Source organism: Mucilaginibacter auburnensis, from assembly GCF_002797815.1.
Lineage (GTDB): Bacteria > Bacteroidota > Bacteroidia > Sphingobacteriales > Sphingobacteriaceae > Mucilaginibacter > Mucilaginibacter auburnensis.
Window position 1 is genome coordinate 152,903 of the sequence record NZ_PGFJ01000002.1, and the last position, 20,496, is coordinate 173,398.

The 20,496-nt window shown below is 40.6% G+C and carries 18 protein-coding genes; 7 read left to right on the top strand and 11 right to left on the bottom strand.

Going from position 1 to position 20,496, the window contains the following annotated elements:
* Nucleotide 1: 1 nt before the first annotated feature.
* The 4 genes from CLV57_RS11265 to smc all read left to right on the top strand — a co-directional run bounded on the left by CLV57_RS11265 (nucleotide 2) and on the right by smc (nucleotide 5,609).
* On the top strand, nucleotides 2-1,021 hold the full coding sequence (locus CLV57_RS11265; RefSeq protein WP_100341515.1) for a PorP/SprF family type IX secretion system membrane protein: 1,020 nt from the start codon (nucleotides 2-4) through the stop codon (nucleotides 1,019-1,021).
* A 35-nt stretch (nucleotides 1,022-1,056) separates the two neighbouring features.
* Complete coding sequence (locus tag CLV57_RS11270; RefSeq protein WP_157799136.1) at nucleotides 1,057-1,533, top strand: hypothetical protein; 477 nt, start codon at nucleotides 1,057-1,059, stop codon at nucleotides 1,531-1,533.
* A gap of 51 nt (nucleotides 1,534-1,584) precedes the next feature.
* Nucleotides 1,585-1,989: a hypothetical protein gene (locus tag CLV57_RS11275; RefSeq protein WP_100341517.1), complete on the top strand. Its 405-nt coding sequence runs from the start codon at nucleotides 1,585-1,587 to the stop codon at nucleotides 1,987-1,989.
* A gap of 77 nt (nucleotides 1,990-2,066) precedes the next feature.
* The gene (gene smc / locus CLV57_RS11280; protein WP_100341518.1) at nucleotides 2,067-5,609 is read left to right on the top strand and encodes a chromosome segregation protein SMC; all 3,543 of its coding nucleotides are present in this window, start codon (nucleotides 2,067-2,069) and stop codon (nucleotides 5,607-5,609) included.
* Here smc and CLV57_RS11285 read toward each other — a convergent pair whose 3' ends face one another.
* Genes CLV57_RS11285 through CLV57_RS11300 form a run of 4 tightly spaced genes read right to left on the bottom strand, consistent with a single transcriptional unit; the run spans nucleotide 5,610 to nucleotide 8,736 of the window.
* The gene (locus tag CLV57_RS11285) at nucleotides 5,610-7,148 is read right to left on the bottom strand and encodes a S41 family peptidase (protein ID WP_100341519.1); all 1,539 of its coding nucleotides are present in this window, start codon (nucleotides 7,146-7,148) and stop codon (nucleotides 5,610-5,612) included.
* Between the two features lie 7 nt (nucleotides 7,149-7,155).
* Nucleotides 7,156-7,773, bottom strand: a complete 618-nt coding sequence (locus CLV57_RS11290) for an HAD hydrolase-like protein (protein ID WP_100341520.1) — start codon at nucleotides 7,771-7,773, stop codon at nucleotides 7,156-7,158.
* Nucleotides 7,760-8,074 carry an ATP-grasp domain-containing protein gene (locus CLV57_RS11295; protein ID WP_100341521.1) on the bottom strand — a complete coding sequence of 105 codons (315 nt, stop codon included), beginning with the start codon at nucleotides 8,072-8,074 and terminating at the stop codon, nucleotides 7,760-7,762. Before CLV57_RS11295 ends, CLV57_RS11290 begins: the two co-directional genes overlap by 14 nt.
* A 2-nt stretch (nucleotides 8,075-8,076) precedes the next feature.
* Complete coding sequence (locus CLV57_RS11300; protein ID WP_100341522.1) at nucleotides 8,077-8,736, bottom strand: ABC transporter ATP-binding protein; 660 nt, start codon at nucleotides 8,734-8,736, stop codon at nucleotides 8,077-8,079.
* Nucleotides 8,737-8,893: 157 nt separating this feature from the next.
* Here CLV57_RS11300 and sucC point away from each other — a divergent pair, with 157 nt between their 5' ends.
* Entirely contained in the window at nucleotides 8,894-10,087 is a 1,194-nt protein-coding gene (gene sucC, locus CLV57_RS11305) for an ADP-forming succinate--CoA ligase subunit beta (protein WP_100341523.1), read from the top strand.
* 66 nt (nucleotides 10,088-10,153) lie between these two features.
* Here the strand turns inward: sucC and CLV57_RS11310 are convergent, their stop codons facing one another.
* The 4 genes from CLV57_RS11310 to CLV57_RS11325 form a co-directional block, all read right to left on the bottom strand.
* Nucleotides 10,154-10,501, bottom strand: a complete 348-nt coding sequence (locus CLV57_RS11310) for a phosphoribosylpyrophosphate synthetase (protein ID WP_100341524.1) — start codon at nucleotides 10,499-10,501, stop codon at nucleotides 10,154-10,156.
* 102 nt (nucleotides 10,502-10,603) lie between these two features.
* Entirely contained in the window at nucleotides 10,604-12,106 is a 1,503-nt protein-coding gene (locus CLV57_RS11315; protein ID WP_100341525.1) for a dihydrolipoamide acetyltransferase family protein, read from the bottom strand.
* Nucleotides 12,107-12,150: 44 nt separating this feature from the next.
* Nucleotides 12,151-13,395 carry a competence/damage-inducible protein A gene (locus CLV57_RS11320; protein WP_100341526.1) on the bottom strand — a complete coding sequence of 415 codons (1,245 nt, stop codon included), beginning with the start codon at nucleotides 13,393-13,395 and terminating at the stop codon, nucleotides 12,151-12,153.
* Nucleotides 13,395-16,082 (bottom strand): putative LPS assembly protein LptD, encoded by a 2,688-nt coding sequence (locus CLV57_RS11325; protein ID WP_245856996.1) that lies wholly within the window; start codon nucleotides 16,080-16,082, stop codon nucleotides 13,395-13,397. Before CLV57_RS11325 ends, CLV57_RS11320 begins: the two co-directional genes overlap by 1 nt.
* 104 nt (nucleotides 16,083-16,186) lie before the next feature.
* Between CLV57_RS11325 and CLV57_RS11330 the strand changes: the two genes are divergently transcribed.
* Nucleotides 16,187-17,107: an N-acetylmuramoyl-L-alanine amidase family protein gene (locus tag CLV57_RS11330; protein WP_100341528.1), complete on the top strand. Its 921-nt coding sequence runs from the start codon at nucleotides 16,187-16,189 to the stop codon at nucleotides 17,105-17,107.
* A gap of 12 nt (nucleotides 17,108-17,119) precedes the next feature.
* Nucleotides 17,120-18,067: an MlaD family protein gene (locus CLV57_RS11335; protein WP_100341529.1), complete on the top strand. Its 948-nt coding sequence runs from the start codon at nucleotides 17,120-17,122 to the stop codon at nucleotides 18,065-18,067.
* A 54-nt stretch (nucleotides 18,068-18,121) separates the two neighbouring features.
* On the opposite strand, the gene CLV57_RS11340 is transcribed toward CLV57_RS11335, so the two are convergent.
* From CLV57_RS11340 to CLV57_RS11350, 3 genes are read right to left on the bottom strand one after another with little or no spacing between them, the layout of a single operon-like run.
* Nucleotides 18,122-19,033 carry a ribonuclease Z gene (locus CLV57_RS11340; RefSeq protein ID WP_100341530.1) on the bottom strand — a complete coding sequence of 304 codons (912 nt, stop codon included), beginning with the start codon at nucleotides 19,031-19,033 and terminating at the stop codon, nucleotides 18,122-18,124.
* 21 nt (nucleotides 19,034-19,054) lie between these two features.
* Nucleotides 19,055-19,432 (bottom strand): STAS domain-containing protein, encoded by a 378-nt coding sequence (locus CLV57_RS11345; RefSeq protein ID WP_100341531.1) that lies wholly within the window; start codon nucleotides 19,430-19,432, stop codon nucleotides 19,055-19,057.
* A gap of 48 nt (nucleotides 19,433-19,480) precedes the next feature.
* Nucleotides 19,481-20,425: a phosphoribosylaminoimidazolesuccinocarboxamide synthase gene (locus CLV57_RS11350; protein ID WP_100342813.1), complete on the bottom strand. Its 945-nt coding sequence runs from the start codon at nucleotides 20,423-20,425 to the stop codon at nucleotides 19,481-19,483.
* Between the last annotated feature and the right edge of the window lie 71 nt (nucleotides 20,426-20,496).

The window sequence follows — 20,496 nt, forward strand, 5'->3', positions numbered from 1 at the left end:
CATGAAGAAACTTTGTATCAAGCTTACTTTTTGCTTAATTGCGATATTACTTTACATCTTACCTGCTTCAGCACAAGACCCCTATTTCACGCAATATTTCGCATCGCCACTGTCGCTAAATCCGGCCAATACCGGGTTATTTGACGGCGATTACAGAGTGGCCGTTAATCAACGCGTTCAGTGGTGGAATGTAGGCTCAAGCTATCATACAACCAGCATATCATTTGATGCTAAACTTTTTCAGGAGCAAATGCCTGACTTTGATATATTTGGCATTGGCTTCAGCGGGATATTCGATAAATCTTTAAACGGAGCATTGGAAAGCACCTTCCTATCCGCTTCCGGAGCTTACCATAAAAGCCTCGCCAGCGATGGACGACATATTTTAACAGTAGGTATGCAGGCAACATATGCCAACAGGTTTATCAACTACAATCAACTTACCTTTGCATCTCAGTTCAATGTAGATTTTTTTGACAGGTCTTTGCCAAACTACGTAGATACGCGTTATTCCGCCACCAGCTATCTTGAGGCAAATGCAGGCTTGATCTATTCTTACCACGTTGAAAAAGCTAACCTATACATTGGCACCTCACTTTACCATGCTACCCGCCCAACCGAACAGTTGTTTAATGAAACCGGCTATAAGGTACCGTTCAGAACAACGATCCATATGGGTGGGGAAGTTTACGTAAATGATCAATCTTCGGTATTATTCAGCGGGGTTTACGCAGAACAGCAAAACATTACCGATAAAATTTTTGGAGTAGCCTACGGAATTTCAACTGCCCAGCCCTATTTCAACTCAACGGAACCCAGAGTCAAATTTTATTTAGGTTTGTGGCATCGTTTGGGGCAATCCTTCATTCCATATGTGGGTGTTGATTATAATAATTATGGTGTAGGTTTAAATTACAGCTTTACATCATCTCAGCTGTCTAACTACAGGCCTCAAACTTTCGAGATATCATTTATTTACAGAAAAAGAGCTAATAAATCGTCGTTATGTCCTCGCTTTTAAAAAATAAACTTGCATTAAATTTTTTCCTGATCCTAGTGATCGCCTTTACCGGAAAGGCTATGGCGCAATGCGGCACAAGCATTCAAAATGGAGATGAGCGCATCTCTACTTCGTTGGAAAATTATCAATATAGTAACACGTCTGCCGGGTATTACTCATTATTAGTGCAGACCATCCTTGCCAAAAACAACACCGGCGAAGCGTATTCGTTAAAGCTTGTTTATACCGGAAATATTGCTCACGCTAACCTGGGCACTATAGCTTTTAAAACCAATACAAGTGCTGTGTTAGTTAAACAACTTAAGCTTGAAAAAGCAGTAAAAAATGATGAGTCAACCGTCAGATCAAAAGTATATACGGTTAGTTTAACTGCCGCTGATGTTGAGCAAATTAAAAACAACAGCATAGCATTGATTGAATTACGGTACATTAATCAATTGAAGCCTATCAACATAAAGACTAATGATGCTGACTTTTTAAAAAGCCAGATCAACTGTGTAGCTAACTTATAACATTGCATAGCATTACATGGCTATATTGATTGTTATGGTTATTTTAGCTGCATGATAAAAGATCTCCCTGACAATGAAGTAACAGATATTGCTGTGGCGGTAGCTCTTGAAGGTGAAAGCAGTGAAAGCAAAACCTGGTACGTTTATTTGATCAATTTAAAGCAACAGCCAATTGAAAACGTACTCATCACATCAAAGGGTTATGGCGAAAAAGATGGCGAACAGGTAAAGACATCTGTTTTAAGGCATATGTTCCCTATTGTTGGTGCTACGGCGTTTAAGGTAATAGAACCTATTGATGAGCAAACCTTCGGACTAAATAATGAGTATTGGGTGAGCTACTACATAGGCAACCAGATATTTGATAAGAAATTTATCTTTTTGCCTGAAAGTATTGTTGATTCTAACTTTATACGCCTGCCGTTAGTTAACAAACCTGGTGTTATGATCAGGTAAGGTGGCTCAGATTTTAGCTATCCATTTTTTTGATGTAATTTGACTCCGGCCTATATTTAAGGCCGGGATACCATTAAATGCAGCTTACACAATTAGAGATAAAAGGTTTTAAGAGCTTTGGCGATAAGATCACCATTAATTTTAATGAGGGTGTTACCGCAATTGTGGGTCCTAATGGTTGTGGTAAATCAAATGTGGTTGACGCCATACGTTGGGTTTTAGGCGAACAAAGCACACGTGCGCTCCGGTCGGAGAAAATGGATAACGTTATTTTTAACGGAACCAAGAGCAGAAAAGCCGCTAACCTTGCCGAAGTATCGCTCACTTTTGATAACACCAAAAACATCCTCCCTACTGAGTATTCACAGGTAACTTTAACGCGCAAATTATACAGAAGCGGCGAAAGCGAATATCGTTTAAACGATGTACAATGCCGTTTGAAAGATATCACCGATCTGTTTTTAGATACGGGAGTTGGGTCTGACTCTTACGCAATAATAGAGTTGCGCATGATCGAGGAGATCATCTCTAATAAAGAAGGTTCACGCAGAAATTTATTTGAGGAAGCCTCAGGTATATCTAAATATAAGCTGCGTAAGAAACAAACATTCAATAAATTAAAAGATACTGAAGCCGACCTTGAGCGTGTGGAGGACCTGTTATTTGAGATACAGAAGAACCTCAAAATGCTGGAGAACCAGGCGAAAAAAGCCGAGCGTTATAACCGGTTAAAAGAAGAGTACAAGTCTTTAAGTATTAAGCTTGCCTCCTTCCGCCTGTCTTCCTTTGCCGAATCATTAAACAATATTGAAGCGCAGGAATTAAAACAACGAGAGGAAAAATCAGGCATAATTGTTCAGATGGACACACTGGAAGCAGGTGTCCAACAACAAAAGTTAGAGAGCGTAACCAAAGAGAAAAACCTATCCATTCAACAAAAAACTACCAATGAGTTTGTTGCTAAGATACGCGCTTACGAGAGTGAGAAAAAAATAAAGAATGAGCAGCTTAAATTTCAGCAGGATAAAGAACGCCGTTTAAGTGAAGAACTTGACCGCGATCGTAAACAGCTTGATCACGTTTTCTACAACATTAAGCGCCTTAGCGAAGAAAAAGTTCAGGAGGAAGAAGTTTTAAGAGACGTAACCGACAAAGTTGCCGAGTTGAAATTATTAGCTGATGATATGCGCATTGAACAAACGGCCGCACGTAATGAACTAAACGAGTTAAACAACATTAACAATAGCCTGCAGAGCCAGGTTTATAAGGCCGAAAAAGACATTGACATATTGCAGATACAGCAACAGGCGCTTGAACAGGAAAGCCAGCGCAATATGGACGATGCCAGTAATAAAAAGGTGGAGCTGTCTCACTTTAACGATGCCGTTGCTGATCTGGAAAAAAGAGCAGCAGAATTAGAAGCGGAGGTAAAAACGGAAGTAGAGCGTGAGGAAGCTTTGCAGGAGCAAATTGCAGCTACTGATGATGAACTGGCTACGCTGAAAGAAAAGATAACAGTTGAAAGCCGTAAGCTTGATGCCAGGCAAAACGAGTATAACCTTACCAAAAGCTTGGTAGATAATCTGGAAGGTTTCCCTGAATCCATCCGTTTCCTTAAAAACAACAGCGATTGGGTAAAAAATGTGCCGTTGTTTAGTGATGTTTTGTTTTGCCGTGAGCAGTACCGCGTTGCTATTGAGAACTACCTGGAGCCGTTTATGAACCACTATGTGGTTGACACTTACGACGACGCTATAAAAGCCATTAACCTTTTAGGAAGCGCCTCGCGGGGCCGTGCTCAATTTTTTATTTTGAGCAATTATGCCGAGGAAAGCAATATTATGGAGTTTAAGTCAGATGCTAACGGAAGCCGTATTCCGGCACTGAATGTTACGGAAGTTGATAAGAAGTATCAGGCGCTCTGTAAGCATCTGCTTAAAAATGTTTATCTGGTTAATGATGAAGCTGAACTGAACAACAGCCAACTGCCCGAAGGGATTGTACTACTGGCTCAAAGCGGCAAGTTCAGTAAATCAAAGCATACCATGGCTGGCGGATCGGTGGGTTTGTTTGAAGGCAAACGTATTGGTCGTGCAAAGAATTTGGAAAACCTCGCAAAAGAAATTAAATCACTTGATGTTGATTTATTTGAACTTAAAACCCGCGCTAATGAGTTACAAAGCGCCGCAGCCGAGTTAAAAGCAGCCGGCAGAGCTGCATTGATCAAACAAAAGCAAAGCGAATTTAATCGCTTAAATACGGAGTTGATAACCGTACGCACCCGCCGCGAGCAATACGAGACGTTTATTGAAACCAGCCTGAACCGTAAAGAAGATATTGCTAAAAAAATAGCTACCATAACGCAGGAGATGGCTGCGTTGCAACCTTTGCTTGCCGAATTAAAGGAACGCAAACAGGCGCATGCTGAGTTACTGCTTGACAAACAACAGGCGTTTAACGAACTGAACGAATCGGTAACGGTGCACGCTAACAGGTACAACCAGGAAAACATTCGGTTTCACCAACAACAAAACAAGGTGAGCGGTTTGGCTAAAGATCTGGATTACCGCTTTACGCAACAGGAAAGCCTGGAAACCCGCATTAAGCAAAATGCAGCCGAGTTAGAAAAAGTAAAGGCTGCTATTCAGGAGCTTTTACAAAATTCAGATCTGTCTGACGATACCTTGCTGGAAATGTACACCCAGAAAGAAGACCTTGAAAAAGCTACCCAGGAAGCCGAACGCGAATACTATGACCTGCGCGGCAAAATAAATGAAGCCGAAGAAGCTGTTAGCGCTTTACGCAAGAAAAAGGAAAACTTTGAGTTTATTGAAAATGAGCTGCGCGATAAACGAAACAACCTCCGTATCGAGTTAAATGCTTTAAAAGAGCGCCTTTCGGTTGAATTTAATGTTGATATACAGGAGTTGCCGGAAACTGAACCCAACGAAGACGAGAACGAAAGCGAACTACGTACACGTACAGAAAAGCTTAAAGGTCAACTGGACGATTTTGGGGCTATTAACCCAATGGCGGTTGAAGCTTATAATGAAATGAATGAGCGGTATGAGTTTATTCAAAATCAGAAAAAAGACCTGAGCGAAGCTAAGGCTTCCCTCCTTTCAACCATAAAAGAAATTGACGACACCGCCCGCGAAAAATTTATGCACGCGTTTACCATGGTGCGCGAAAACTTTATACATGTATTCCGCTCGTTGTTCAATGATGAGGATTCTTGCGATCTGATATTATCTGACTACAACAACCCTTTAGATTCTGACATTGATATAATTGCCAAGCCAAAAGGAAAGCGACCGCTTTCTATTAATCAATTGTCTGGCGGTGAAAAAACGTTAACGGCAACCGCTATACTATTTTCACTTTATCTGCTAAAGCCTGCACCCTTCTGTATTTTTGATGAGGTGGATGCCCCGTTAGATGATACCAACATTGATAAGTTCAACAATATAATCCGCAAATTCTCAAGAGACTCGCAGTTTATCATTGTATCGCATAATAAAAGAACCATCGCCAGCACCGATATTATTTACGGCGTGACAATGGTTGAGCAGGGAATATCTCGTGTAGTGCCTGTAGATATCAGGCAATTGGCTGATTAGTTAGTTGCGCTTAAGCGGCTTATCGTAGATCATTCCGGAAAATTTGCCGTTGTCAAGCTTTGCATTTAAGGTAGAAACCTGTTCTACTGATAACATTGGTTTTTGCTGTGTTGACTGCACCTGTAATTGAGAACCAGTTGTTGTATATTTTCCGGAGTTGATGTAATTTAAAGCGTATGATAATAATGTTTCCCGGGTATCTCCAAAATCGTGCGTTACGTCATCATTACCTAATTGTCCGAGATATTGTGCCGATCCTGGTACCATACCAGTAAAGTAACCGCCTTGGTATAAAGCATTCTTAGTTTCAAACTCGGGTATATACATTTCATACTTATTGATTCTTATATCAAAAAATCCAACCGGCTTGCCATAAGTTTTGCTACCTATTAATTTAACGTCAATTCCGTTTACGCCCTTCATGTTATTGATCACCAGCTCACTTGCAGATGCTGTTCCGCCACCAACAATAAAACAAATTTTTCCAACGCTGTTTAATGCCCCCTTTTTTTCAAACATGGTGGTATTATTTTTAGCCAGAAAGTTTAATAATTGTGCGTAATTATAAACTTCGCCGGTTTCCGGGTCGCGACGCACCTGGTTAGCTAACAACTTTGCGTTACCTGTAGTTATAGTGTTATTATAATACGTTTTATACATAACACTGCTGTTGTTGGCAAGTGGAACCATTAAATTGCACAGATACTCCGCTGTAGATACATATCCACCTCCGTTGTAACGGAGATCAACAACTAAATCAGTTACCCCATTAGCCGCAAAATAGCTAAATATCTCGTTGAGCCTGGGTGTGGCATTTTCATCAGATGTAAAAACATTAAATACAAAATACCCTGTTTTACGCCCACTTGAGCCCTCAAATATTTTGTATGTTAATACAGGGTTTGTGGTATACTGACCGGCAGCAATATTCACAGAAAATCGAGAGCCATTCCTTTCTAAAACAAGCGCTATATTGTTGCTATAAAAAAATGCATTCACAACAAATTGAGTAACCGCTCCGCCATTATCATAAGCTACGTTACTGTTGCCGTTGATAGATATTACCCTATCCCCTCTTTTAATTCCTGCTATGGCAGCCGGTGATCCGGGGTAAACATACCGTATTCTCAAATCGCCTGAATCATAAACGTTATAAAAAGGTGCAAAACCGAAGTCCCCCTGCGTGCCGCCTAATTCAGTTGATGTTTCGCCCTTATCAATAAACGAGTATTTAGCACCGTTAGGCGTTTTGTCAAATTCATTGTATTGCGAAATGGCATCAACTTCTTTAGTTAAAGCGTCTAAATCGTTACTTCCGGTAAAAGAGCGGGGCTTGAAAGTTCCGTAGTTAGGTAACGCATCATTCCAATAGTAAGCTTCCTTGGCATACAGAAAAACCGAGTCGCGAATGAGGTCCAGTTCTGTCCCGTTCTTGCTCGGCCCATCGGCCGAGTTATCGTTTGAAGGGCTGTTTTTTTTACAAGATAGCATTGTTGCTGAAGCAAGCAGCACCATTGCAAAGTGTATAATTTTCTTCATTTATCTTTCAGTTTAATTCTAATATGGCAGATACATCGTAATAATCAATGCCCGCATTTTGAGCACATAACTCATCTTTTACTGAATTGCCTATCATCAATATTTCCCGTCTTTGCAGATTGTGGTCTTTTAACAACAATTCTATCACATCTGTATCGGGCTTGGGTCTACTTTCCTGCGTAAAGTAGCAAGTAAGATACTGTTCCAAGCCATTCCATTCTGTTTGTCTTATTTTATTGAGTTGCTGCTGCGGATTGCCATCTGTTACAATAAATATCTTTTTACGGTCAATTACGATTTCCTGCATCAGCTCAAGCACCTTTTTATATATCAGTAATTTAAGCGGGAGTTTAACGGTAAGTAACAGGTCGTCAAAATTTTTCCTGTACTTTTCCTGTACACCCAGCTTTTCTTTCACACGCTCAAACACAAGCGCTGCTCCTTCTGTAAGATACGTATTCACCATCAAATCGGTTGCAGCCTTTGCATCGATCAGGTCGGTATATTCTATAGCACTTGCAAAAAGGTAATACACCTGAAACAGGTAATCCTTTTCAGGATAAATAACATTGTCTAATTCAAATATAAACGCTGATTTTTGTTTATCTATATCAGTATAAATCATTTTTAACTAATTGTATATCAATACCATATTCTGAAAATAATTGCAAAGCCGGTTCTAACTCGTTAAACTCGCTATCATTTAAACTATATATGGCACTTACGTTATTATCCAAACAAAAGGTAAGTATTTGATGAGGGTAAGACGGTGATTGTGGATTGGGCAATTGTTTGATAGCCCCCGACTTAAGCATCACTTCCGGCACCTCATTGAAATCGCCCATTAGCACGGTGCTATCAGTAAATTGCTTTTTAAAACTATGAGCTGCGGCAGAGAGCGCTCCGGTGATTAAAATATTGGCCATATCTAAGCAACCTGTTCAATTAAACCATCTTTCATAAAAACTTTTCGGTCTGAAATATTGGCCAGTTCCTCATTATGCGTAACAATAATAAACGTTTGCTTAAACTCCTTTCTTAACCTAACAAACAGCTCATGCAGATCGCGGGCGTTGTTAGAATCAAGATTTCCCGAAGGTTCATCAGCAAATATTAATGAAGGCTCATTGATCAAAGCACGGGCAACTGCAACACGCTGTTGTTCACCACCTGATAATTGACTGGGTTTGTGATCAAACCGGGAGCTTAAGCCAAGCATGTCCAGTAATTCTTTAGCTCGTTTTTCGGCCTGCGCTTTAGGCATACCTGCTATAAAAGCAGGGATACAAACATTCTCTAATGCATCAAACTCGGCCAGTAAATGGTGAAATTGAAAAATAAACCCTATCTGACGATTGCGAAAATCACTAAGCTTTTTATTGTTCAGTTTATTAAGCTCAACATCATTTATAAATAGCTGGCCACTATCAGGCGTATCCAATGTACCTAATATATTAAGGAGCGTACTCTTTCCGGCACCCGAAGCGCCTACTATAGTAACTATCTCACTTTTTTGAACTTCAATATCAACACCCTTTAGTATAGGGAGTTGGCCATAGGCCTTATAAATAGCTGTTGCTTTTAACATTGCACAAATGTAATGCTTATCAAGTAATCCTTTGGTTACTTACAAGAGATAAGCGCTGATGTTTGAAAAGTTTTTATATGTAACAAGCAAATTATGTAAATAACGTAACCATTATTGGTATAAAATTGTAGATTTACCGCAAAATCCGCTTAAAAACATGAATATTCACGAGTACCAGGGTAAATCCATACTAAAAAGTTTCGGTGTAAGAGTTCAGGAAGGCATCGTTGCCGACACTGTTGAACAAGCTGTTGATGCAGCTAAAAAAATGAAGGAAGATTACAACTCAAGCTGGGTTGTTGTTAAGGCTCAGATACATGCAGGTGGCCGTGGTAAAGGTGGAGGTGTTAAGCTGGCTAAAAACCTGGATGAGGTGGCTGAAAAAGCAGGCGCAATCTTAGGCATGCAGTTGGTAACGCCACAAACCGGTCCTGAAGGTAAACTGGTACGTAAAGTGTTAGTTGCTCAGGATGTTTACTATCCGGGCGAAAGCGAAACCAAAGAGTTTTACATTAGTGTTCTGTTAGACAGGGCTAAAGGCCGCAACATTATTATGTATTCAACCGAAGGCGGTATGGATATTGAAGAAGTTGCAGAACATACACCTCATTTGATATTCAAGGAAGAAATTGATCCGAAAGTTGGTTTGCAAGGTTTCCAAACCCGCAAAATTGCCTTTAACCTTGGCCTTTCAGGCGATGCGTTTAAAGACATGACCAAGTTCATCGCTGCTTTATACAAAGCTTACGAAGCAACCGACTCGTCAATGTTTGAGATCAACCCGGTATTAAAAACATCTGATAACAAAATATTAGCTGTTGACGCTAAAGTAAATTTAGACGATAACGCTTTATACCGCCATGCTGATTATGCTGCAATGCGTGATACCAATGAGGAAGATCCTACTGAGGTTGAAGCTGGTAAATCAAACCTTAACTACGTTAAATTAGATGGCAACGTTGGTTGTATGGTAAACGGTGCCGGCTTGGCTATGGCTACCATGGATATTATTAAACTGGCAGGTGGCGAACCGGCAAACTTCCTTGACGTAGGTGGTACCGCTAACGCCCAAACTGTTAAAGCCGGTTTTAACATTATATTAAGCGACCCTAACGTTAAAGCCATCCTGATCAACATATTTGGTGGTATTGTTCGTTGCGACCGTGTTGCTCAAGGTGTTATTGATGCTTACAATGAAATTGGTAACATACCTGTTCCAATCATCGTTCGTTTGCAAGGTACTAATGCTAAAGAAGCTAAAGAACTCATTGATAACTCTGGCCTTAAAGTTTTCTCGGCTATATTATTGAAAGAAGCTGCTGAAAGAGTAAAAGAAGTTTTAGCGCAATAAGTGCTAAATCCAAAATAGAAAAAGGGCGCTTAAATCAAGCGCCCTTTTCGTTTCTAAATACTTTTTTTAAGATGCAGTTGGCCTGTCGCTGCTATGCAGGTTATGGCTGATCATCCAGTGGTGCAGCTTAGCCTGAACCGCTGATGCGCTCTCTACAGCATAAGTACCGTAAGCATCAACTATAATACCCTTGATGCCATGCTTAGGTGAGTTTACCGCATATACAATTGACATGTCCGACGGGTTACTTGCACCCTCAAACCGATAAAATTCATCAATTGAAAATTCATCAGCTGTCATTTTTATATTCTGCGATTTATCATCAACGGTATCTCCTTCAATACTCAGATTGGCCGTATATCCTCTTTTCATTAAATCGTTAGTGGCATCCACTAAAGTTTCGTAGTTTTTCATGGTAAATGTAGTTTAAGTAAGGCGCAGCAAAACCGCACGCTATATATTAAACTAAAAATGGCAAACTGTTGTTTGAGGTACTTTACAATTTAGATAAGATGATTAAACTTCGCGGCTAACATCCCAGTTCTCCAGATAATCTGCAATGCGCTTAACGAAAGACCCGCCCAGCGAACCGTCTATTACGCGGTGATCATAAGAGAGTGACAGAAACATCATATGGCGTATAGCAATAACATCGCCCTCCGGAGTTTCAATAACGGCAGGTTTTTTCTTAATAGCGCCAATGGCCAATATAGCAACCTGAGGCTGATTGATGATTGGTGTACCCATCAAATTGCCAAATGTACCAACATTGGTTATAGTGAAGGTTCCGTCTTTAACATCATCCGGTTGCAGCTTATTAAGACGCGCTTTACCGGCCAAACCGTTAACTGCTTTGGTAAGCCCTAAAAGGTTAAGCTCATCAGCTTTCTTAATAACCGGAACAATAAGATTACCGTTAGGTAAAGCAGTGGCCATGCTGATATTTATGGCAGCCTTCCTAATGATCTGTGTGCCGTTAACTGATGAGTTGATGAGCGGAAAGTCTTTAATAGCTTTAACCACCGCCTCCATAAATATAGGTGTAAAGGTAATCTTCTCCCCTTCGCGTTTCTCAAAGGTATTTTTGATCCTTTCGCGCCACAATACCAGGCCGGTAACATCTGCTTCAACAAATGATGTTACGTGAGGCGAAGTTTGTTTACTCATTACCATGTGCTCGGCAATTAGCCTGCGCATTCTGTCCATTTCTATGATCTCATCAGAACCCGAGACTGATGTAGCGAATGTATTTGCAGTTGCTTTAACTTCTTGCTGGAAAGATACCGATGTGTAGCGGGCTTGCGGCTCATCAGCTTTAACTTCCTCTTGTTTCGGCTGCTCTGGCTGAGCAGGGGCTTTTGTTGGAGACGTGGTGTTAGCGGGACGATTACGCAGATAGTTAAGCAGATCATCTTTAGTTAATCTGCCTTCAGCACCACTACCAGCTATATTATCTAACTCCGCAGCACTTACATTCTCCTGAGAAGCTATATGTTTTACCAATGGAGAATAAAAACGTGGTACATCTTTGAAAGGACGCTGCGCAGGCGAGGTATTTGCTTGTTGTAATTGATCTATACCCGGAATAGCGGCTTGATCTTCCTCAGCAAACTCCGGTTTTACTTCCTCCTGTATATGAGTAGTTGGCGGTGTGAAGAAAACCTCGTGCTTTTTCTCTTCTGTTGCTACCGCTTTAACATCACGCTGTGATTCTTCGGCTGGCAACTGTTCAACTACTGTTGATTGTGCTACTGTTGATTCTGCGGAAGTGTCTTCCTCCTCCGTTTCAATTACGGCTACCACATCACCAACCTGTACTATATCATCTTCTTTGCAGCGCTGCTCAACCAATTTGCCCGAAACCGGTGATGGTACCTCCGAGTCAACTTTATCAGTGGCTATTTCTATTACTGCTTCATCTGCTTCAATGTAATCGCCTGGCTTTTTAACCCATTTAATTATGGTTGCTTCCGCAACGCTTTCTCCCATCTTTGGCAATAACAATTGATATCTGGCCATATAGAAAATATATAGTTATAGGGTAAAATTATAAAAATGCTGCATTAGTTTTTAACTTCCTTTAGTAAAGTATTCAACATAGAAAATGCGGCGGCTGAACTTCTTTCAATATTTTGAAGTCGTTTACTACCAAATGTGAACTTTTTAACGACTTTACTTTTTTCAGAACCAACTGCTATCCAAACAGTTCCAACCGGTTTTTCTGCCGTACCTCCGTCCGGACCGGCAATTCCGGTAATGGCTATGGCGAAATCTGTGTGGAAATTTTTTAATGCACCATTTAACATTTCAGTAACGGTTTCTTCACTGACAGCCCCGAAATTATCAATAGTTGATGACTCAACGCCTAATACCTGCTGCTTTAGCTCATTACTGTAAACAACTCCTCCACCTGCAAAAACTCTTGAAGAACCCGCGTGCTGGGTTAATAAATGTGAAACATAGCCTCCTGTGCAGCTTTCTGCTACAGACAGAGTTGCAGCCATTGCTTCCATTCTATTTAATATAGCCTTTTCAAGCGTAATATCTTCTGTCGCAACCAAAATATTGTCAACACGCTCAGCAATTTCAGCGGCAAAGGCCTCTACTTCAGCTTCAACATTTTCATTGGCGCCGTAACCGCTCAGTCTTAACCTTACCTGCCCCAATTTAGGCAGATAGGCAAGTTTTACATGAGCCGGCAGCCTGTCTTCAATATCTGCTATTCTTTTAGCCAGAAAAGATTCACCTTCGCCGGCTGTGAGCAAGGTTTTATGGTAGATAACCGGCAGATCAAAGCGTTTTTTTAGCTTGGGTATAACTGCCTCATCAATCATATACATCATTTCAAAGGGCACACCCGGCATTGATACATATATCTTTCCTTCGCTCTCAAACCACATACCCGGCGCTGTGCCGTTATTATTTATAATAACCTCGCAGTTTGCGGGTACAAGCGCCTGCGCCTTGTTGATATCCAGCAACGGGCGGTTACTTTTTTCAAATATGCGCGTAACGTTAGCCAATGTTTCAGCATTTTCAACCATGCCTACTCCAAAATATTCTGCCAGGGTTATTTTCGTTATATCATCTTTAGTAGGACCCAAACCACCGGTAATTAGTATTACGTCGGCGCGTGAGGCCGCTTCGGCAAGCGCTTTTAGAATATGCTCCCTATCGTCTGACACAGACGATATCTGTTTAATTTTAACACCAATGTTATTTAATTGTCTGGCCATCCAGGCCGAATTGGTGTCAACTATCTGCCCAATTAGAATCTCATCGCCAATGGTTATAATTTCCGCACGCATTAGTATCTGTTAAAATAGCCGTTGTTAGTGTAATCGCTTCGTTTTGTTAATTTTAGCGCCTGCAATATATCTGAACGTACACGTAATGTAACGTTATAAGATTTGTAATAACCAAAAGGCAGCCAGCTTATTGAAAGGTCCCAGCAGTGCAGATCTCGATATATTGCGAAAGATGTAGCACTGCTTAATTTAGCCGCCCTTATATCATAGTTAGTATTGAATTGCACCTTCCATTTTGGTGTTATGCTCAAATCGCCATTGATCATCACTGTATTAGCAACAGAAGTACCAACAAGTGTATTAGCGTAACTAAAATTGTAATTAAATGTAAGGTTCCAAGGTACATTAAAATCAATATACGCGCTTGGATCACTATTTAGTAAAGCTAATTTGTCAGCCTGATCGGGCGTAGCAGTCATTAATGTAGTACCGGGCGCTACCGGCCGTGCTTTACCCTTAAAAGCGGCAGCGTTTAAACTACCACCAATAGTTAACGAAAAGTTCATCAATGTAGGGAACCGGCCATCCTGCCAGGTGAACCTGTTAATTCTTCTTACCGCCCGTACAACTTGGTTATTGGAAATTGAGTCCAGATTTTTGTATACGTAAGGATCAAAAGTTCCAGCAAAGTTAATGTTGATCTTGTCGTTAATTATACTGGTGTGACCAGAGAAATTAATGTTTGATAAGCGAAAAGAATCAGCAGCGAAATTATAAAAGGTGCTGAATGATAAGCCTTGTATCAGCATTATCTTTTTATCAGTTTGCACGCTGTCTGTACTTTTTGCGCGCACCTTAGCTTCAAGGTTATTATCAACACCAAGATTTACACCGGCAGCTGTACCTCCCGAAGGCCCACCAAATAACGAACCGTCAAAAATAGAGTATCGTCTTGCAAGGGCAGGGTAAGGCACTGTTGCATTGGTTACGACAACCCTATTGTAGGACCGGTTTAAACCTGAGTAATCAGGACGATAACTGAAACTAACGTTAGGGGTAATTACGTGGCGGATAGCCTTGAGGCGGCCGGCCTTAATTGGCAAAATCCCATAAATTTTTGTGCTGAAGCCTCCGCTTATTGCGTAATCGCCTACGCGGTTAAAGCCGGGTAAGGTATCAGTAACCAATGAGTCGGCACGTGCGTAGCGTTGCCTGATCGACTGGAAATACCAGCGTTCGTTATAGTTAAAGTTGGTATTAAACTGAAAATATTTTAATACGTTGAGGCTTAAACCCACCGGAATTTGATGCTGTATACCATTACGCATCCGTTTAGTTAAGGTGTTTTTTGTAAACAGTTGCTGTTCGGGTATGTTTGATAAACTGTTTGACGCGTTTAAGGTATACCCAACAGTAATGCGCTGATACCATTTCTGCTCACCTACCCTATCCCTCTTATCAAACGGATTAATTGTGGTCATGCTGAAAGTAACACGCGGCAACTCCAGATTTACAGTTTTACGGGTAAGATCCTGGTTGTGTGCTAAACTAACGTTCAATGCAAATGGCGTTCCGGCCCAAATACGCGAAAAGGCAACTGATGATTGTAACTGATTTTGGGTTAGGGCCTGTAAATTGTAACCTGTTGTTGCAGGGTTATTTTGATAGAAACTTGCTGTACCTGCGCTTACCGATGCACTAAATGTTTTACCCGGACTGGCATTAGGATTTTGCGAGTGGTTCCAGTTAATATGAAAATCTTTTGCCGGAGGATCGCCGGGAAGCGCATAATTATGTGAACCGAAACTCAAAGAGAGGCCACCGTTATACTTGTACCGTTTCATATAGTTCATAGAACTTGTTACCTCATATGATCCGTTGGAGTAGTAGGTACCTGTAGTGGTAAGGTCCATGTAATCATTTAGTGCGAGATAGTATCCAAATCCCCGAAGGAAGAAACCTAATGTGGCATCTTCACCAAATGTAGGCAGTATTACACCAGACGATTTGGTATCGGGCTTCGGAAAAAAACCAAACGGTAGCGCTACAGGCATGGGTACACCTGCTATTTCCAGGTACGCAGGACCTGAAATGATACGCTTTTTCTCTCCTATACCACGCGTTATTACAATACCGTAGTCGGGGTCCGGCTTGTCGCAGGCACTAAATATAATGTTGTGATAAGCTACTTCGTCTTCGCTTATTTTTTTTGCCTGCCCATGCGAAATGTAGTTAGTTTCTTGCTGGGTAAGCACGTTCCAGGTTTTACCAATTTTAGTTTCGTAATTAACCTTGAGCGAGTCTGACGTTATGGGCGCATCAGAACCTTGTTTAGAAATTGGCCGTCCGGAATAACGGCGTGTGGCCGGATCTATCGCACCACGTGCAAATAAAACCTTATTAGCTTTATCTACCTCAATAAAATCGGCATCAAGTTCAAAATCCTCATAAGTTACGCGGGCTTCCCCATATAATCTTATGGTATCTGTTCCAACAAATATGGTTGAATCTTTAGCTTTAAACGTTAATTCGCTTTTGAGGCTCCCCGAATCGCGTTTAGTTGTATCTGCTGAAGGTATTACAGTATCTCTTCCCGCAAGCTTCGGTTGTTGCGTACCAGCCGGGATACCCTGCTTTTTATTTAATAAAGGATATTTATCTGTAGAATCAAGATGGATAATAGTATCGGCAACGCGAACGTTATGTATAAAATAATTATAGTGTTCCCTGCCTTCAGCAGCCAACATATTCACTATTAAGATAATTGCAAATAGAAAAAATAGGTTGATAAATTTCAAAATTGATTTCGAATAATATATTTGCAGATATAGTTAACAGCGCCCCAAAAATAATGAAAAATAACCCATTGAAAAGATTGATTTATGCACCACTATTAATTGTTGCAGGTATTTCGTTGTTTTCGTTTACGTTGCGTTTTCCCATTCTTAAAACTTCAGCTAAAAGAGATACAGTTGTTAGTACCGGTTATAAATTAAAAACCATTATTCTTGATCCCGGTCACGGAGTGAAGCCACCAAACGGGTCAGGCAAATTTTCTGTTGGTTCTTCAGGCACTTTTTCAACCGAAAGAGGTGTAACGCTGATGGTTGCTCAAAAATTGCAAAAGGCAATAGAAAAAGATATTAGCGGTGTTAAAGTTGTGTTGACCCGAAACAGTGAGACCGATGTATCTTTACAAAGAAGGCCGGAAATAGCCAACGAAAATAAAGGCGACCTGTTTATATCTATACACTGCAATGCACTGCCGGATAAGACTGTGCGCGAGCGGATTGGAACCAAAAAAGGCAAGGCTGTTTACAAAACATCCCGTGTGGTTGACAGATCAGGAAAGGGTGTATTGATGTTGGTATACGGTTTGAAACGTACCGGAGAGCAACAGCGGGAAATAAAAAGCAACCAGGTTGGAGAGGATATGGAAGGCGAAGTTGACCCTAATGATCCGGTCACGATCATATTAACCAATGAGTATTTGAGGAAGTTCAGGCAGAAAAGCATACTGTTGGCAAACATTCTCGCTGATGAATTTGTTAGTGTGGACGGAAGAAGATTGGAAGGAATACGAGAGCAAAGCCTGAATGTTTTAGTTCATGCAGCAATGCCTTCTGTTTTGGTTGAAATTGGTTATATAACTAATTTAGAAGAAGAGGAATATCTTAATTCAGAAAAAGGACAGGAAGAAATTGTGGCAACATTAGTACGCTCCATCCAAAATTATAAGCTTCAGGTAGAAAACGCAGTAATAAAAAACTAAACACAACAACCTTTGAAAATCTCAAACGAAACCAAAATAGGCGCTTTAACAGCCATTGCCATTACTGTATTAATTTTAGGATATAGTTTTTTACGCGGTAACGATGTATTCTCATCATCGAACAAGTTTTATGCGGTTTACCAGAGTGTAGATGGCTTAACGGTATCTAAGCCAGTATTAGTGAATGGTTTCCCAATCGGGCACATTTCAAAAATGGAGCTTGACCAAAAAGGCAGCACAACAGTTGAGCTTAAAATAGATTCAAAATACAATGTGCCGGTTAACACCATAGCGCGATTGGTAAGTACTGACCTTTTAGGTAGTAAAGCTATTGTATTTGAATTGGGCGACAGTAAACAATTTGCCGAAACAAAAGATACATTACAAGCAGATATTCAAGGCAGTTTAGCCGAAAGCCTTCAGCCTATTCAAACTAAAGCTGAAAACCTGATGAATAAACTGGATTCATCTTTAGCCGCTGTAAATAAAATATTGAACCCTAACTTTCAGCGCAATATTGATCGTAGCTTTAACAGTATCGCTAACTCATTGCAAACGCTTGAAGGCACCACCAGAAAAATTGACAACCTTGTTGGTACGCAAACAGGGCACATTAACGGCATTTTAACTAATACACAAGATGTTACTGCCAGCTTAAAAATAAGCGCAGCCAATTTGAATACTATAACCAGCAACTTTGGGCGCGTTAGTGATGATATTGCTGCCGGCAATATCAAGCAGACACTTGACAACGCTAATAAAGCTATGGCAGATCTTCAAGCTACTACTGCCCGCATTAATAGCAATAAAGGTTCGTTAGGTTTGTTGTTGAACGACGAACAACTGTATCGTAACCTGCAAAACGCGTCTAACAACCTGGACGCTTTATTTATTGACTTGAAAGCTAATCCGAAGCGTTATGTACACTTCTCGGTATTTGGCGGAGGAAAAGATAAATAGTAGTATAGAGATTAGTCAATTGGTGATTAGTTTTTATTGATCACCAATTAATTTTTAAATTAAAAATGTCTTCCCCTCTATTGCTAACTCTGTATTTGGAAATACAGACATTGCCTCATCTAAAAGCTCATCCAAAACTTTGTAACGGGCAGAGAAATGCCCTATTAACAACTTTTTTGCCTGATTATTCAGAGCAACCTCCCCCGCCTGTAAAGCAGTAGTGTGGTGGGTTTCTATTGCCCTGTCAAGCATGGCATTTAAAAAAGTAGCTTCGTGGTATAACAGATCTGCGTTTTTTATCTGGTCAAAATACGACGGGGTTGGCATGGTATCAGAGCAATAACAATATGTTCTCGGTGCATTTGAATCTACCGATAACTGTTCGTTTGGATAAACTGTACCATCGGGCGCAGTGTAGTCAGCTCCTTTTTTAATAGCTGTATAATAAGCCACAGACACATTTAACCGCTCTAACTCTTCCTTTATTAATTTTCGCAGCCGTTTTTTTTCTCTGAATAAAAAGCCGGTGCAAGGTATTCGGTGGTCAAGCGGAATGGTTTCTACTGTCACATCATCATTGATCAAAATTGTTTCAACTTTTGACGCATCGGTAGCTGTAAATTGTATCTGATATTGCAACACCGTTTCAGAATATTTCAGCTGAAGATCTATGATCTCCATTAAAGGTGCCGGACCGTAAAGTGCCAATGGCTTTTTACGGCCATTTAAATGCAGGGATGATAACAAGCCGACCAGCCCCAAGTAATGATCGCCATGCAAATGGCTAATAAAAATATGGTCAATACGGCTGGCCTTGATATCAAAACGCAGCATTTGCTGCTGTGTGCCCTCGCCGCAATCTATTAAATACAGGCGCTCATTGATATTGAGCACCTGTGAAGTGGGATTTCTATTATAGATTGGTGTTGCCGAACTGCTTCCCAATATGGTTACTTCGAATCTCATACCAGGTAAACAATTAAAGATCTATCTTGCTTCTTTTTTCAATTCTTTTTCTATCTCTTCCATAAATATCAGATCTATGGCTTCTTCACACTTAGGAACGATTGTTAAAACGTTTTCCAACTGCGAGATAGTAATTAAACGAGACACCGCATCATTTAACCCGGTAAGAATAAAAGAACCCGAAGAATTTTTGCATAAACGGTGGCCCACCAATAAGCTGCTCAAACCAGATGAATCTGCAAACTTAACCTGAGACAGATCCAGTATTATATTACGCTGACCTTCGGTATTGATCAGTATCAATTCTGATTTTAATTGAGGCGTGATCAATGAGTTCAGTTTAGACTCATTCAACTTCAACAAGATATATTTTTCGTGTTTATCTACAGTAAACTTCATTTCTTTTTTCCTTATTAAACCGCTAATATATGAATATTCTTTGCAACGTTACAATGTTGCCAGCGCGCTTTTTATTGCGCCTTCTACCCTGTTTAAAACATTGTCACCTTCCGGTTTAACAAATTTTTCGCCGGTTATGCGTTCGTACAGTTCAATATATCTTTCTGATATAGATTCAACTTTTTCAGGCGTCATTTCCGGTACGGTTTGCCCATCTTTACCCTGAAAACCATTTTCAATTAACCATCTGCGCACAAACTCTTTTGATAGCTGTTTTTGCTGTTCTCCATGTTGCTGGCGCTCCTCGTAACCTTCACTGTAAAAATAGCGTGAAGAATCGGGCGTGTGTATCTCGTCAATCAAATAAATGGTTCCGTCAACCTTACCGAATTCATATTTGGTATCAACCAGTATTAAACCCTGCGCAGCTGCAATTTCAGTGCCACGCGCAAATAAAGCACGCGTATATGCTTCCAATTGCTCATAGTCTTGTTTTGATACAATGCCCTTAGCTAATATATCTTCACGGGAAATGTCCTCATCATGACCAATAGCCGCCTTTGTAGTTGGTGTGATGATTGGCTCTGGCAATTTGTCGTTTTCCTTTAAGCCTTCCGGTAAGGTTACGCCGCAAAGGGTGCGTTTACCTGCAGCATACTCGCGCGCTGCATGACCGGCCAGATAACCTCGAATAACCATCTCTACCTTAAACGGCTCGCAAATTCGACCGATGGTAACGCTTGGGTCGGGTATGTTGATCACCCAGTTAGGTACAATATCAGAAGTGGCCTTCAAAAACTTGGCAGCTATCTGGTTCAGCACTTGTCCTTTATATGGAATTGGCTCTGGTAGCACAACGTCAAACGCTGATATGCGGTCGCTCACTACCATTACAAGGTATTTATCTTTTATAGTATAAACATCGCGCACTTTACCTTTATAAAATGCGGTCTGTCCTTCAAAATTAAAATGTGTTTCTTTTATTGCGTTCATGGTGTTGTCAGATTTGAGATGTGAGATGTGAGACATGAGATATAAATCCCGTTGTCTCCCATCTCACATCT